The organism is Kiritimatiellia bacterium, assembly GCA_018001225.1.
GTDB lineage: Bacteria > Verrucomicrobiota > Kiritimatiellia > CAIQIC01 > JAGNIJ01 > JAGNIJ01.
Genome location: JAGNIJ010000004.1, coordinates 107622 through 121818 on the forward strand (window position 1 = coordinate 107622; position 14197 = coordinate 121818).

Annotated in this window: 14 protein-coding genes; all 14 read right to left on the reverse strand. The window is 68.3% G+C overall.

The features are described from left to right. Positions 1-19 precede the first annotated feature (19 nt). Complete coding sequence (locus KA248_02725) at positions 20-1057, reverse strand: hypothetical protein (protein ID MBP7828812.1); 1038 nt, start codon at positions 1055-1057, stop codon at positions 20-22. Then, positions 1054-1497, reverse strand: a complete 444-nt coding sequence (locus KA248_02730) for a biopolymer transporter ExbD (GenBank protein MBP7828813.1) — start codon at positions 1495-1497, stop codon at positions 1054-1056. The genes KA248_02725 and KA248_02730 overlap by 4 nt, the downstream gene beginning before the upstream one ends. Further along, a complete protein-coding gene (locus KA248_02735) occupies positions 1494-1955 on the reverse strand; it encodes a biopolymer transporter ExbD (protein ID MBP7828814.1) in 462 nt (153 codons plus the stop codon). The genes KA248_02730 and KA248_02735 overlap by 4 nt, the downstream gene beginning before the upstream one ends. A gap of 10 nt (positions 1956-1965) precedes the next feature. Beyond that, a complete protein-coding gene (locus KA248_02740) occupies positions 1966-2763 on the reverse strand; it encodes a MotA/TolQ/ExbB proton channel family protein (protein ID MBP7828815.1) in 798 nt (265 codons plus the stop codon). A gap of 37 nt (positions 2764-2800) precedes the next feature. Continuing rightward, a complete protein-coding gene (locus KA248_02745; GenBank protein MBP7828816.1) occupies positions 2801-3790 on the reverse strand; it encodes a tetratricopeptide repeat protein in 990 nt (329 codons plus the stop codon). 14 nt (positions 3791-3804) lie between these two features. Beyond that, a complete protein-coding gene (locus tag KA248_02750; protein MBP7828817.1) occupies positions 3805-6051 on the reverse strand; it encodes a tetratricopeptide repeat protein in 2247 nt (748 codons plus the stop codon). A 1-nt stretch (position 6052) separates the two neighbouring features. Next, complete coding sequence (locus KA248_02755) at positions 6053-7222, reverse strand: tetratricopeptide repeat protein (protein MBP7828818.1); 1170 nt, start codon at positions 7220-7222, stop codon at positions 6053-6055. Between the two features lie 199 nt (positions 7223-7421). Further along, the gene (locus KA248_02760) at positions 7422-8558 is read right to left on the reverse strand and encodes a hypothetical protein (protein ID MBP7828819.1); all 1137 of its coding nucleotides are present in this window, start codon (positions 8556-8558) and stop codon (positions 7422-7424) included. A 2-nt stretch (positions 8559-8560) separates the two neighbouring features. Next, entirely contained in the window at positions 8561-9448 is an 888-nt protein-coding gene (locus KA248_02765; GenBank protein MBP7828820.1) for an HlyD family efflux transporter periplasmic adaptor subunit, read from the reverse strand. Then, positions 9445-10698: a TolC family protein gene (locus KA248_02770; GenBank protein ID MBP7828821.1), complete on the reverse strand. Its 1254-nt coding sequence runs from the start codon at positions 10696-10698 to the stop codon at positions 9445-9447. The genes KA248_02765 and KA248_02770 overlap by 4 nt, the downstream gene beginning before the upstream one ends. Then, positions 10682-11542, reverse strand: a complete 861-nt coding sequence (locus KA248_02775) for a hypothetical protein (protein ID MBP7828822.1) — start codon at positions 11540-11542, stop codon at positions 10682-10684. Before KA248_02775 ends, KA248_02770 begins: the two co-directional genes overlap by 17 nt. Beyond that, the gene (locus KA248_02780) at positions 11539-12102 is read right to left on the reverse strand and encodes a nucleotidyltransferase (protein ID MBP7828823.1); all 564 of its coding nucleotides are present in this window, start codon (positions 12100-12102) and stop codon (positions 11539-11541) included. The genes KA248_02775 and KA248_02780 overlap by 4 nt, the downstream gene beginning before the upstream one ends. A gap of 60 nt (positions 12103-12162) precedes the next feature. After that, complete coding sequence (locus KA248_02785; protein MBP7828824.1) at positions 12163-12870, reverse strand: ABC transporter ATP-binding protein; 708 nt, start codon at positions 12868-12870, stop codon at positions 12163-12165. Then, on the reverse strand, positions 12863-14050 hold the full coding sequence (locus KA248_02790) for an ABC transporter permease (protein ID MBP7828825.1): 1188 nt from the start codon (positions 14048-14050) through the stop codon (positions 12863-12865). Before KA248_02790 ends, KA248_02785 begins: the two co-directional genes overlap by 8 nt. Positions 14051-14197: the final 147 nt, after the last annotated feature.

Genomic DNA, 14197 nt, shown 5'->3' on the forward strand with positions numbered 1-14197 from the left:
GCCGGATCTTCCCTTCAACCTACTCGTCGATCACCTTGCGCCGGCCGCCGGTGGACCGGGCCAGGGTCTGGTAAAAGGTCTTGGCCTGTTCGCCCCGGTCGTTCTTGAAGGGCTTGTAGAGGATCGGGTTGATCCGCGTCGGCCGGCCGGTGGTGCGCTCGATGGACCGGGCATGCTCGAGGATCTGCTCCTGGTGCTCCGGGATTTCCACGCCGGTTTCCATGTTGCCCTTCTTCAGGTACGGCGGGTCGTCGGAGAGGACGAACATCGTGTCGCACCCCATGTCGGCGGCCAGGCGGATGGCCTCCGACGGCGTGCTGCCGGAATACCCCGGCCGGTTGCCTTCCCGGTGCGAGTCGAAGCCCTTCTGCAGCCAGGCCAGGGCCTTCTGCTTGTTCTCCTGCGTGGCGAAGACCATCTGGGGGGCAAAGGCCAGCGCCCCGTCCACGAAGACAATGATGTTGAACCGCGTGCCGGGATGCATGCCCTCCATCATCGTGATCGTCTGCTGCGTCACGTCCTGCACGACGCCCTTGGCGACCATGCTGGGACTGATGTCCATGCAAATCACGACCGCGCGCGTGCGGACGTTCTCGCCGAAGAACTTGGTGTCCGAGTAGCCCGTGCCCCCCGTCAGCCCGCGGCCCGCGCCGCCGCCGGAGCCGCCGAGCCCGCCGAGCGACCCCGCCCGCGCGCCCATCAGGGGCGTGTCCCGCATGTTCTTGATATCCGGCGTCTTGAGGTCGGGCATCTGGGGCAGCGCGACCTTGGACGGGGCCTCGGTCACCAGCCGCTGCAGGACCTGCGGCTTGCGCACCTGCTTCTGCATCTGCTTCACGCGGATGCTGTGCTCGAGTTTCTTGGCGGGGATGGAGGGGTTTTTCTTGCCCTCGAACATCATCTTCTGGCGGGCCTGCACGACGATGATCGTCAGGTAGGCCGCCGCCAGGATGAAGATGACGTGCACGACGACGCTGATGGCCACGGCCTGGGCGGTCATCTTCCGGGACTTTCCCGCGGCCGGGGACGGGTCGGGGACCGAGGGTTGCAGGTTCACAGCTCTTCCTCCTCGACGGTGAAGGTCACGCTCGCGATCTTGGCGGCGGCGCAGGCATTGAGCACATCCACCACCCGCTGGTGCTTGACCTTGCCCTGCGGGGAGATCGTCAGCAGCGCGGGCACCTTGTTGGCGTCCGCGGTCTGCTTGAAGCGGATCAGCGTCTTGAGCAGCTCGGGCAGGTTGGGATCGGTCGGCGAGTCGTACTGGAGGCTGTTGAGGAAGATGTTGCCATCCGCGGTGATCTCGATGACCTGTTCGTCGGGGATCTCCACCGCCTCGGACTGGTCGGCGACGCCCGGCAGGGCGAAGCCGATATCCGCCTCCTGCCGGTAGAACGTGCTGGAGACCATGAAGAAGATGAGCAGCAGGAAGACGCAGTCGATCATGGGCGTCATCTGGATTTCCATCTTCTCTTCCGGGGCGCGGCGGAGTTTCATGAGCCACCTCCCGGGATGCTCTGGAAGGTGGCGAAGATGATGTCCATCACCCCGGCGGCGGCGCAGGCCTTGATGGCGCGCCCCACGACGGCGAATTCCGCGTTGCGGTCGATGCGCATGTAGACGCGCAGCTCGGGATCCTCCGCGCGGCGCGCGGCGATTTCCTTCTGCAGCCCGGCGTCGTCCACCAGTTCCTTGTACACCATGAACGGGCGCTCCTCGGTCACCGGGCCGGAGGAACTCGCCGTGCCGATGGGCAGGATGTTGACGACGCCCCGCCCGCGCAGGTCTTCCGGCACGGCGGCCTTCGGCGCGACCGGCAGCTGGACCTCGGGGGTCAGGTCCACCTTGGACATCGTCGCGGCGCACATGAAGAAGATGAGCAGCAGGAACACGCAGTCGATCATGGGGGTCATGTCCACCCCCAGTTCGGCATCAGGCTGTTTGCGGAGCTTCATCGGGTCCCCGTCAGGCGGTCGGCGCCTCCTCGACGATGAAACTGGAGCCGGTCAGGTCGTCCAGGAGCAGCGAGTAATTCAGCTCGGCCTGCTGGATGATCCGGTTAAGCATGTTGCGGAAGAGGAAGTAGAAGAACATCGACGGGATGGCGATGATCAGGCCGGCCGCCGTGGTGATCAGGGCCTCGCCGATGTTGGCGGCGAGCAGTTCCGGCTTGCCCATGCCGCCGGACCCGATCTTCTGGAACGCGCCGATCATGCCGCTGACGGTGCCCAGCAGCCCCATCATGGGCGAGATGGCCGTCACCAGGGAGAGGAAGTTGATCCAGAAGCCGGCCTGGGATTCCTCGCGGCCCACGGCCTCCGCAATGGCCGACTCCACGTTGGCCTTGGCGCCCATCGGGTCCTCGGGGTTGAACTTGCGCAGGCCGGCCAGCAGGGCGTTGGTGAACAGGCTGTTGGTGCTGGCCGATACGTTGACCATGGTCTCGAGGTTCTGCTCCTTGGCGGCCACGCGCAGCTGGCCGAGGGCCGCCTCGGGGATCATCTTTTTCTGGCTGATCTGCCGGAAGTTCAGCACGGCCAGGCTGATCATCGCCAGCGAGCAGGCGCCGAGGGGCCACATGGCCCAGCCGCCGACCACGATGAGGTCCCACAGCGTCATCTTCTTGGGTGCCGGGGCGGCCGGCGCGGCCGCGGCTTCCGGCGCGGCGGCCGGGGCCGCCGCTTCCTGCGCCCAGCTCACGGCCATGGCGCCCATCAGCACCAGCAACACCAGCGTCAGCCCGCGTCGTGTTCGCCTGTTCATCGGATATTCGCTCCTTTTCTGCGTTAGTAAAAAACGGCTAATCCACCTGGAGATCTTCCGTATCGGTTTTGGCCGGCGCGGTCGCTTCGGCCGGCGCGGCGCCGGTGGTGGTCGTCGCCCCGGCCTCCGCCGGGACGCTTTCCTCCATGATCGTCCCGGCCGCTTCCATCTCCGCGCGGTGCTCGCCCTGGATTTCCACGGCATGCCGGGTCTCGCGGGTGCCGGGATAGTCCTGCTGCAGCACGGACACCGTCTTGTTCAGCGACTCCCAGTCCTTGAGCTGGGCATAGCAACCCACGGCCGCCTCCAGCCCGCGCAGCTCGTTGTTCTGCGTGTACGGATGGAACACCACGAGGCGCAGGTAATCCAGCAGCGCGTCCTGGGGGCGGCCCTCGGCGGCCAGGGCGTTGGCCCGGGAGAACAGCGCCGTGGACAGCAGTTCCTCGTCGTCCTCCGGCAGCACGACATTCTCGAAGTAGGTCAGCGCGGCCTTGGAATCCCCGGCCAGTTCGCTGGCGATCCCGGCGCGAAGGCGGGCCGCGGTCTTCTGCTCGGATTCGCGGGGCTGCTTGAGGATGTCCTCGTACTGGCGGATGGCCTCGCGCCACAGGCCCTGCCGCGCGTAGAGCTGGCCCTTCCGCAGGATGGCCTCGTCCATCGGGATGCCGGGCAGCGAGCGGAACGGCCGCAGCGTGAGGATCAGGCGGTCCAGGGCGTCGTGCACGGCGCGGAACTGCGCCTCGGCGGCGGCGACGTCGGCCGCGGCGAACACGCGGGGCGCGGGAAGGCGGACCTGCCGGATGTCCGCCAGGGGAACTCCGGCCTCGAAGGCGCCGCCGTCCGCGGTGCTCTTGCTGATCCAGAGCATGTCCTTGTCGAGGCGGAGCAGCCTCGCCTGGACCGGTCCATCCTTGGTCACCAGGATGGCCGGGCCCACGCCCGGCTCCGCCGGAGCCTGGGCGGCGCCGCGGAAGGCCGAAGCCAGGAACAGGCCGGCGACCGCGATGTGCCAACGAATTCTCATCACGCCTTTTCTTTCCATCATACGCCCAGTTGCTCCAGCCGCTGCCGCGCCTCGGCGGCCTCCTTCGTGCCGGACAGGGTCTCCAGTTCGAGCATCTCCCTGTACGTCTTGGCCGCCGACTGGAAGTCCTTGAGTTCCTCGAAGGCCCGGCCGCTCTTGAGGTAGGCCTGGGCCACGGCGCCGGTATAGGCGCCGTAGAGGACATACACGCGCTGGTAGTACGGGATGGCGTGGCGCGGCCGGCCCTGGGCCTCCAGACAGGCCGCGGTCGCCAGCAGGGATTCCGGCTTGAGGGCCCGGGGGCTGGCCCGGTTGGCGAGCACGGTGGAATAATCCGCGATGGCCTCGCTGTACCGCTCGGCGGCCTGGAGGCTCCGCGCGCGGAAATACGTGGCCTCCATGACCAGGCTCGGTTCCGCGGGATAGGCCAGGGCGGCGTCGGCGTGCGCGAGCGCTTCCGCCGGCTTCCCCGCCTTCACCAACTGTTCCGCGAGCCGAGTATGCGCCAGGGCGGCATGCCGCGACTCCGGCCCGATCTTCAGCAGTTGCTCGAAGCAGACCGCGGCCTCGTTGGTCTTGCCCTGCGCGGCGAGCTGGTCGCCCAGCCACGCCAGCGTCTCCAGGCCGAGCTGCTCCGTCTTGAAACTCGAGGCGAGGATCTGGGCGGCGCGGCCCTGCTCCTCGGGCGGGCGGGCCTGGATGTCGGCCATGTTCAGCCGGGCGGCGAGGGTCAGCCGCTTGTCGTCGAGCGCCTTCTGCTTCCTTTCGGCGAGGACCGCGGGGAAGCCGCCGGGCTCGTCGCCATACATGCCGGCCAGGTCGCGGAGCATGAGATCGAATCCGTCCCAGCCCACCGTGTTGCCGTGGAGCTCGATCATGGACCAGTAGAGGCGGCGCGCCTCGTCCAGGCGCCGGGTCTGGCGCAGCGCCCAGCCGGCCTGGTAGGCGGCGTCGATGATGTTGTCGTCGTCGGGGTTCTCGCGGATGAACGCCGCGAAGGCCTCGGCCATGTCCTTGAGGTCGTCGGGTGTGCCCAGCGCCTTGAAGACCTTCGCGCACTGCGTCAGGGCCATGTACTGGAACGCCCCGGCGGGCTTGCCCACGCGCAGGTAGGCGCCCTTCGCGCGGTCCAGTTCGCCGATCGCCGCCAGCGCGTCGCCGAGGGTGACCAGCGCTTCCCACCGGAAGTAGTGCTCCGGGTTGGCCTCCACCCAGGCCTCCAGGGCCTTGGCCGCCTCCTCGAAATCCTCGACGGCGTAGCGGCAGAGCGCGGCGCGGTACGCCGCCTCGGGCGCGTACACGCTCATGGAATTCATCTCCGCGTACTCCTCGAACAGCGGCCGCGCCTCGGCGTACTGCCCGCCGTAGAACAGGGCGATCGGCAGCCAGTACTGGACCTCCGTCGCCAGGATATGCTGCGGGTACTTGGCCAGCCAGCCGCGCAGGACCTTCACCGCCTCTTCGAAGCGTTCCTGCATGGCCAGGGATAGCCCCAGGTAGAACTCGATGCGGGGCTTCTGGACGTGTTCCGGGAAGCGGCGCAGCAGCGCGCGCATGGCCACCTCGGCCTCTTCGAAGCGCTCCGTGTTGACGTAGGCCTCCCCGCGCAGGAACGCAACGGTGGGCACGTTGGGCCACTGGACCGGCGGGGGCGGCGCCGTGTCCGCCGCGGGGGTGACCGACAGGGCGGCCTCCGGCGGTGCGGCCCCGGCCCACGCGCCGACCTTGCGGTGCTTGGCGCGGTTCTCCGCCTGCCGCAGGCGGTGGGTGAAATCCTCCAGGCTGGTGCCGTCCGGCGGCGGGGTGCTGGCCCCGTGGATCCGGGCCAGGCCCTGCTCCACGAGCAGTTCGGCCAGGTCGTCCTCCCCGGCCTGGATCAAGGCATAGTACCAGGGCGCTTCCGGGGTTCCGCCGGCCTTTTCCCACTGCGTCAGCACCGCGAAGCCCGGCTGCAGCGTGCGCGCCACGAACTCGCTGGCATCCCGGCCCACGCGCACGACGTGCATGTCCGGGATGTCCCAGTAGGTCGCCTGCGCGATCAGGAAGGCGGAATTCTCGCGGTTCGTCTCGGCCGCGTCCACGAAGTAGAGACGGAAGGTATATTCCTGGCCGGCGTGGGAGACAGGCAACGTGTCGCCGTCGAACGGACGGCCGGGAATCAGCTGGCAATTGCTCAACTTCTGCCAGCGGGCCGCCAGGGCGTCCTGCGCGAGCAGCAGCATCCATCCTCCCAGCGCGGCGGCTATGGTGCGGGAGCAGCTCATCTCAATTCCGCTCCCACTCCGGGTCGTACCGGTCCAGGTAGCGGTCGCCCTCGGCGATCAGCTCGTCGAAGCGCCGGAGGCGCGACAGGCACAGCACCAGGTCGAAGTGGCCCGCCTCGCGGATCTTGTCCTCCGAGGCGACCTCGACGACCCGCATGAAGGCCACGCGGGCCTCCCAGAAGCGGTCCAGGTTGAAGAAGCAGCGGCCGATCCGGTGGAAGAGGCTGGCGTCGTAGTCCGGCAGCGCCTCGAGCTTCTTCAGCAGTTCCTCGCCCTGGGCCAGCGACCCTTGCAGCCGGCGCTCCTGCATGAAGCGCGCCTGGACCTGCTCGGGGGTGGGCTTGGCGCGGCGGAACCGGTCCAGTTCGGCGCGAAGGCCCTCCACGGTTTCGCGCTGCCGGCGCAGGAGCACGGCCCGGGGTTTCACGCGACGGTAGGCCTTGAGGGCCAGTTCGTACTCCGTCTCGTCGAACGCCGCGTCACCGATCTCGAAGGCCAGGAAATTGCAGTAGGTGACCACGCTCCAGCTGCGCGGCCGTTGCTCCAGCTTGCGGAGCATGTCGATGGCCTCCACCGCCTTGTCCTGGTCGAACAGCGCGCGCGCGATGAAGGCGCCCGCCTGGCCCCAGTAGTCGGAACCGGGAAACGCGCCCATGAAGTCGGTGAAGGCCTGGACCCCGTCGGCGAGCTTGTCCTGCAGCATGAAGGCCATGCCGACCTGGTAGGCCGCGTCCTCCGCGTACGCGGAGCGGGGATACTGCGCGAGCAGGTCCCTGTAGGCCGTGATCGCGGCGTCCCAGGCCTCCAGGATCTGGTGGGCCACGCCCACGCGGTACAGCGCCTCGTCGCGGAAACGCGCCGCGGGGTATTTCGTGGCGTAGGTTTTGAACGCCTCGATGGCGTCGGCGTGCTGGCCCAGGTTATAGAGGCAGCAGCCGTAGGCGTAGAAGGCCCCTTCCATCTGCGCGGCCAGCGAAGGCTCGTTGCCGAAATTGGCGATCAACTCCTTGAAGAAGCGGGCCGCCTCGGAGAAGTTGCCCGCCGCGAACTCGCCGACTCCCTTGCGGTATAGCTCCTCGGGACCGTCAGCCTGGGCTCGGCCCTCCGTCGCAGCGGCCAGAAACAGGCAGGCCGCCACGGTCGTCATCTTGAAGGCTTGCTGCAGATTCATTTTCCCGGGTACCAGTCCGAAGTGGATAATTACCCGTTTGCGGCTTTCCGTTCAATACCTGATTCCGCGGCCCAAACGCGGGGATCGATCGGAAGCCACCGTGAAGAAAATCCGGCAGATCGGCGGAACTACAGCCGTCGGCTGATTCACGCATGTCTTCCTGCTGTAGCTCCGGCGCTCCGGCGCCGGAGCGGAGCGTCTATGTCTCCTTTTCGAACAGCCGGTACGTCTTGTACGGACGGGCGCCGTAGCGCTCGAGGGAGCGGATGAAGACGCGCAGTTGCTCGCAGATCAGCGAGCAATCGCATTGCTCGAGGCCGGGCTGCGTGCGAACCAGGTGCGCGTAGGTGTCGAGGATCATTGCGTCGTGCAGCCGGCGGTTCCGCCACGCGGGCTGGACACCAAGGAGCAAGGTCTTGACCCGCTTCAGCGGCGCCCACCGGGCGGCATGATAGAGCCGTAGCAGGTTCCAGGGCGTCAGCCGCCCGCCGAACCCGCGGATCAGCGGGTTCAGGTCCGGAATCGTGATCGTGAAGGCGACGATGCGGTCTTCCTCCAGAACGATGCGGATCAGGTCGGCGCGCAGGAGCGGCCGCAATTCGCCCAGGATCGCGCGGAACTGGCGCGGGGTGAACGGGATGTGCCCCCAGTTGCCTTCCCATGCCTCGTTGAAGAGTTCGAGGATCTCGCCGGAACGGCGGATGACTTCCGCGGGGCTCGGCATCCGCATCACCAGGCCGCCCCGCTGCATGAGATCGAGCGCCTCGGCCTTCATCGCATAGGGATCGATCTCGCGGTTCGTCACCCGCAGGGCGTACCAGTCCACCGACTTCCGGAAGCCCTGGCCCGTCACCAGCTTCTCGTACCAGGGCGGGTTGTGCGTCAACAGGAGGGCCGGCACGCCGTCGAACCCCTCCACGAGCAGCCCGATGTCGTCGTAGATGGAAAAACTCATCGGGCCGACCAGCCGCCGCGCGCCCCGGGCGCGGACCCACTCCGCGGCGGCGCGGAAAAGCGCCCCGGCCGCCTCCGGATCGTCCTCGCACTCGAAGAAACCGAAGAAGCCTGTCCCGGCCCCGTGGAACTCGTCGTGCCTCCGGTTCACCTGCGCCGAGATCCGGCCCGCCCACCGAGCCCCCCGCCGGGCCAGGAAACACTGCGCCTCGCCGAATTCGAAAAACGGGCCCCGGCGCGGATCGATAAACGCGCGTTGCCGCGAGACCAGCGGCGGCACCCAGCACGGGTCCGCGCCCTGCACCTGCCAGGGAAAGCGGATGAACGCGTCGCGTTCGCGCGCGGAGCGGATCGGCAGGACTTCCACGGGCGGCAGGGACATACCTATTCTTTCGCGGGGGCCCCGCCGAACTCCAGGTTGACCTTGTAACCCTTCCGCAGCGCGCGGTCGGGATTGGGCACGGACAACTCCACCTCGAAGTAGGACGGCTCCGGCAGCCAGTGCGGGAACGGCGCCCACGCGATCCGGCTGACCGTTCCCTCTAACTCCAGTCCCGGCCGGGCCAGCAGGGTCATCCGGGCGCGGTCCCCCACCTGGAGGCGCACGACGTCCAACTCGTGGACGTGGGCGCGGACGATCATCGGGTCCATCACGCCGAGCGTCGCGACCGGCTTGCCCGGCTCTCCTTCCGCGCCGGGCCGCGCGTCGCCGGCGATCCAGATCACGGTCCCATCCATCGGCGCGGGCAGGATCACGGTCTCCGGAATACCCTGTTCCGGCTGCTCGATGCCGAACGTTTCGCGCAGCCATTGCAGCCGGGTTTCGCGCTGCCGCCGCTCGAAGCCCGCCCGTTCGCGCGCCGCAACCAGGCGCTTTTCCAGGGCGCGTTCCCGGCCTTTCGCCAGTTCGGCCTGCTGCCGGGTGCCCAGTTGCTCCCCCGCCAGCCGCTCGGCCTCTTCCGCCGCCGCCCGGGCCTCCGCCCGTTCCGCCTCGAGGGCCGCCACCTCGGCCTCGGCCGCCGCCGGCGGCACGGGCGAGATCATGGACTCCAGCTCCGTCCGGGCCTTGGCGGACAGCGTGTACTTCACGAGCGGTTCGCCGCGCCGGACGTCCCGCCCGACCTCGACGCTCCACTCGGCGATGACGCCGCCGTACGGCAGCGCCAGCCCGCGCTCCACGGAGCAAAACAGCTCCCCTCGAACAGCGGTTTCTTCCGCCGCCACCATCGCCGGGAGGGCGGCCAGCACTAGGGCGCAGAATTTCGCTTTCATGGCTGTTCCGTTTCGGTTTGGCAGAGCCGGTCCAGCAGCGCACCGGACAGCGCGTCCCGCTCCAGGCACGCCTTGTGATAGATAAGCTCCGCGCGCAGCGCGCGGCGCTCCGCGTCGAGCCACTCCGCGCGGGCCCGGCGGGCGGCGTCGCCCGCCGCGGCCTGCCGCTCGGCCTGGTCCGCTTTCTCCGCGGCGGCCTGCGCCGCGAGCCAGTCGAGCTCCGTCGCGCGGCAGGCGCTTTCCGCCGCGCGCCAGCGTGCCCGGAGGTCGAGCACCTCGAGACGTCCCGACCGGTCTTGCTGGAGCAACGCGGCCTTCTGCCGGGCGATCTCGCGGGCCCGCTTCCAGCCGTCCCAGATCGGGATGTCCACGCCCACGGAAAAGTAGAAATCGCCGTCGTCCGCGCCGGACAGCGGGTCGGGCGTGCTGACGCCCAGCCAGAGGTCCGGGATGTACGCCGCGCGGGCGGCGAGGATGCGCAGCTCCTGCAACTGCCGCTGGAGATCGCGGGCCTCCGATTCGATCGAGCGGTCGCGCACGGTTTCCCAGGCCGCGCCGGGGTCCGGCGGATCGCCGAGCACCTGCGCGGCTGCCGACGCGGCCTCCACGGAAAAGGCGCGGTCCTCCGGCCAGCCGATCAACGCGGCCAAGCCCTCCAGGACCTCCGCGCGGGTTCGCCGCGTATGGTCCAACTGCAGCCGGCGGATTTCAACCTCCCGCTCGGCCGCCCGCCATTCCGGCTCGGGCCGGGTTCCGGCGGCCACGCGGTTCGACGCCGTGGCGACGCCGGCCTCGGCCAGCGACAGCAGTTCGGACTCCAGGCCCTCCAGCCGGCCGAGCGCCTCCACTTCCAGCCACCCCGCCCCGACGCGGCGCAGGCCGTCGGCGATGGTCTGCAGATGGGCCAGCACGGCCAGGCGGGTCAGGAGCTTCTGTGCTCGGAGAGAAAGATGCGCCTCGACGGGATTGTAAGGGTCCACCGCGAACGAAAGATACAGCCGCTCGTCGGAGCCGGCCGGCGGGTCCACGTAGTAGCGCGTCCGCAGCGAGAAGCGCGGGACATACTCCGACCGGGCGTCCGCCTCGTCCAGCTCCCGCATCGAAACTTCGATTCCGCCCGCCTCCAGGTACGGGGAATGCGCCAGCGCCTGCGCCACGCCGTCCCGGAACGCCAGGGGCCCTTCGCCCGAGGCGCCCGCCACGCCGGCCCACAGGGCCGCGAGGGCGGCCGCTCTAGCTTTCTTCCACATGGCTGGTTGTAAACCCCAAGGCTTTCAAATTCCCTGTGCCGCGATCGTCAAAAGTCCGGCGCGCCTTGCCCGTCGCGGCCAGGATGCGGCACAACTCTTCCGTCCGGCTGCCGGGCGCCGCGTAACCGACGACTACTTCATCGGCCAGCGCGGCCGTCACCTGGTTGCGAAAAGCGGCACTGTCCCGCGTGGCGCGCTTCACCCGGGCCTCGAAGGGCGTGACCAGCAGCAGGCGGCCCGAGTTCATCGGGCGGCGAAGCTCAACCGGAATCCTTTGGGGCAGGCCCCGCGCCAGGACCATGCACACCGGCGCCGCCGAACGGAGCAGGATTGTGAGCACTTCCTTTTCGACCGGCGTGTGGAACCCCCCGATGACCGCCCGGTTCTCGCTTCTCCATCGCCGCGCCAGATCCACGGCCTTCAGGATCAGCGCGCCGGGACAGCGGGCGGAACAGAAGAAGGCCGCCAGGGACGATTCCAGGATGTCCACGCGTCCGAGATGGAACAGCCCGGCCGGCGCCCTGGCGCCCAGGAATCCGCGCAGCGCCTGCCGCTTGTCCGCCGGGATATCGGATCCGTACGCCGCCTGCGCCTCGAGCACGGACGAAGGCAGCTTGCCCATGCGCCTTGCGCCCTTCATGAATATCCGCTGCATTTCCACCAGGCCATTGGACGCTGCATTGTTGCGTGGCGCCTTGGCTCCGATATCGAGCAGCGCGTCCACGGTGGTCCAATCATAGGGGGTATTTCGCAACTCCTCGTCACGGGCCCGCTGCAGAGCCGGGGCGGCTCGCTTCCATTGCTCAACAATGGTTTTCTGGTCGGCCTGGCGCGGGCGCTTCACTGGTTACGCTCCAGAATATGCATCGCTTCACGGACGATTTCCGGCGTCTCTTTCAAATCACACAGCGCCGTTAAGTGCCTCGCTATGTACTTCCTGTCCAAGGACACTCCCTGCTTGACGGCAATCCCGCGCACATCCAGCCAGTCCTGCGGCCGCCCGGCGAAGGCCTTCATGACAAAGAGATCTTCGGCCGAACACGTCGGGAGGACATATCCCGGAGAGAATTCAAACGCCGTCGCCCGATCCAGCATTTCTTGCTCAAACGCCAAAGCACCGAAGGAAATATCCACCGGCATACCGTTCGCGGCCGAGATAAGCAGAACGCGATTCACCAAGGAAAAAGCAAGCGCATCATCCCGACGAGGTTTGAATTGCATCAACAAGTCCCTGGCAAAGGTCTCCTCCTCGCCAAATCCCGTGTAAAGGGTCAAATCGGCATCCCGCGTCAATCGCGGTTCGCCCCACCGTTGCACGGCCAGGCCGCCGATGATGCAGAATTTCCAATTTCGTTTCCGCATGAAACCACAAATTTCCCTTGCGGCCACGAAGAGCGCATTCACCCAATCAGTCCCTTTCTGCGTTTATGGTATTTTGCCGCATCCGCCCGTTTCCCGCGAGCCTTAACTAGGGCCGCTTTCCCGGAGCACGCCGTCCTCCAAGTGACAGGTCCGCGCGCAGCATTCCGCAACGGCCGGGTCGTGGGTGACCACGATCATCGCCTTGCCGCCGCCGGAGAGGATGCGGTGGAAATGCTCCATCACCTGCCGCCCGTGGGCGCGGTCGAGCTGGCCGGTGGGCTCGTCGGCCAGGATCACCCGCGGGCGGTTGACCAGCGCGCGCGCGACGGCGACGCGCTGCTGCTCGCCGCCGGAGAGCAGGTTGGTCGGATGCCGGATTCGGTGCGCCATGTCCACGGCGTCCAGCGCCTCGCGGATACGAGCCTCGCGCTCGCTACGCGGCACGCCGGCATACATCAGGGGGAATTCCAGGTTCTCCCACACGCTTGTGTGCTCGATCAGGTTGCAGCTCTGGAACACAAACCCGAACATGCGCCGCCGGAAATCGGCCTGGGTCCGCCGGTCCAGGGCCAGCATGTCCCGCTCGCCCAGCCGGTAACTTCCGCCGCTCGGCGGCAGGAGCAGGCCGAGGATGAACAGCAGCGTGGACTTGCCGGAGCCCGACGGGCCGACGATGGCGACGCTCTCGCCTTCGCGCAGCTCGAGGTCCACGCTCCGCAGCACCTGCAGGCGCTCGGCCGCCGTGTCGTAGCCGCGGGCGAGGCCGCGGGCCTGGAGCAGCAAGCCGTTCCTGGTGGTTCCGTCATTCATACTTGATCGCCGTCACCGGCTCCATGCGGCTGGCGCGGAACGAGGGGTAGAAGCCCGCGCCGATCCCCAGCGCGAGCGCGACGCACAGGCTGACGCCCATGTACAGCCATACCGTTTCCGGCGGCGGGCTCGACCCGAGCCAGGCGCCAATCCCCCGCACCGCCAGCCACCCGAGCCCGGCGCCCAGCAGGCCGGCGCCCAGGCTCAACGCGGCGGATTCCGCGAGGAACTGCGCGAGGATGTCCCGGTCCTCCGCGCCCATCGCCTTCTTCAAGCCGATCTCCCGCGTGCGCGAGCGCGCGGCGGACATCATGATCGTCCAGATGCCGAACCCGCCGAGGGCCAGCGTGGCGGCCACGGCGATGTGGACGAAGGCCTGCACCCACCACACCATGCGCTGGACATGCTTGAGCCGCTCCCAGCCCACCTCGACGCGCAAATGGTCCGAGGGCTGAAAGCGATCAATGACGCCCGGCACGGCCTCCGTCACCTCCTTCACCGCCTCGACGGAATGACAGCGGACGTACAGACGGTTGGGCGGGATCAACGGGTGGATGCGATCCTGCGCCGTGGTGACCGGGATGAACGCCCACCGGTCGCGGTCGCCGACCCCGGGCCCGTCCAGCAAGCCGGTGATACGGTACAGGTCGCCGTCCACGAGCAGGTCCTCGCCCACGGCCTTCCCGCCCCCGTACAGTTCCGCGGCCAGGCGGGCGCCGAGAACGCACACGGCCCGGCGGCCGGCGATTTCGTCGGCCGAAAACAGGCGCCCGTCCACGGCGGCGAAGCTGTTGACTCCCCAGAAATGCCCGTCCACGCCGACGAGCGTGAACCCGTAGCGCTCGCCGCGCAGGACCGCGCGGGCGTTGACCATCTTCATGGCCATCGCGCTCACGCCGTCCACGCCGGGGAGGGCCCGCAGCGCGGCGAGGGTGTCCGGGCGGAACGTCGTGGGCGGGCGGCCGGCGGCCTCGTCGTCGAAAAAGACCTTCACCAGGGTCACGCCGCCGAGGACGTCCAGGTCGCGGTCGAGGTTGCGCTTCACGTTGCGGCCGATGGTGTTGACCGCGATGAAGCCCGCCGTGCCGAGCGTGACGGTCAGCAGCACGCCCAGGTACCGCGAGCGCTGGCGCAGCACCTGGCGGAAGCTGACGCGCAACAGGTCGTGAAGATCGAGCATAGTCGGCCCCGTGGACCGGCATTCTGCCCCACCGCGGCCGCCGGCTCAACCCGGAATATCCGGCGGGAAGACCTCCGAAAAGCCCTCCGAACCTTGCGCGATGCAAGACATCTCCTTTCACCCGCGGGCGAGAACTGCTAGCCATAC

Bases quoted from the DNA above. Each gene is read 5' to 3' on its own strand.
- KA248_02730 (MBP7828813.1), bottom strand. From the start codon at position 1,497: ATGAAACTCCGCCGCGCCCCGGAAGAGAAGATGGAAATCCAGATGACG.
- KA248_02735 (MBP7828814.1), bottom strand. From the start codon at position 1,955: ATGAAGCTCCGCAAACAGCCTGATGCCGAACTGGGGGTGGACATGACC.
- KA248_02740 (MBP7828815.1), bottom strand. From the start codon at position 2,763: ATGAACAGGCGAACACGACGCGGGCTGACGCTGGTGTTGCTGGTGCTG.
- KA248_02750 (MBP7828817.1), bottom strand. From the start codon at position 6,051: ATGAGCTGCTCCCGCACCATAGCCGCCGCGCTGGGAGGATGGATGCTG.
- KA248_02755 (MBP7828818.1), bottom strand. From the start codon at position 7,222: ATGAATCTGCAGCAAGCCTTCAAGATGACGACCGTGGCGGCCTGCCTG.
- KA248_02760 (MBP7828819.1), bottom strand. From the start codon at position 8,558: ATGTCCCTGCCGCCCGTGGAAGTCCTGCCGATCCGCTCCGCGCGCGAA.
- KA248_02765 (MBP7828820.1), bottom strand. From the start codon at position 9,448: ATGAAAGCGAAATTCTGCGCCCTAGTGCTGGCCGCCCTCCCGGCGATG.
- KA248_02770 (MBP7828821.1), bottom strand. From the start codon at position 10,698: ATGTGGAAGAAAGCTAGAGCGGCCGCCCTCGCGGCCCTGTGGGCCGGC.
- KA248_02785 (MBP7828824.1), bottom strand. From the start codon at position 12,870: ATGAATGACGGAACCACCAGGAACGGCTTGCTGCTCCAGGCCCGCGGC.
- KA248_02790 (MBP7828825.1), bottom strand. From the start codon at position 14,050: ATGCTCGATCTTCACGACCTGTTGCGCGTCAGCTTCCGCCAGGTGCTG.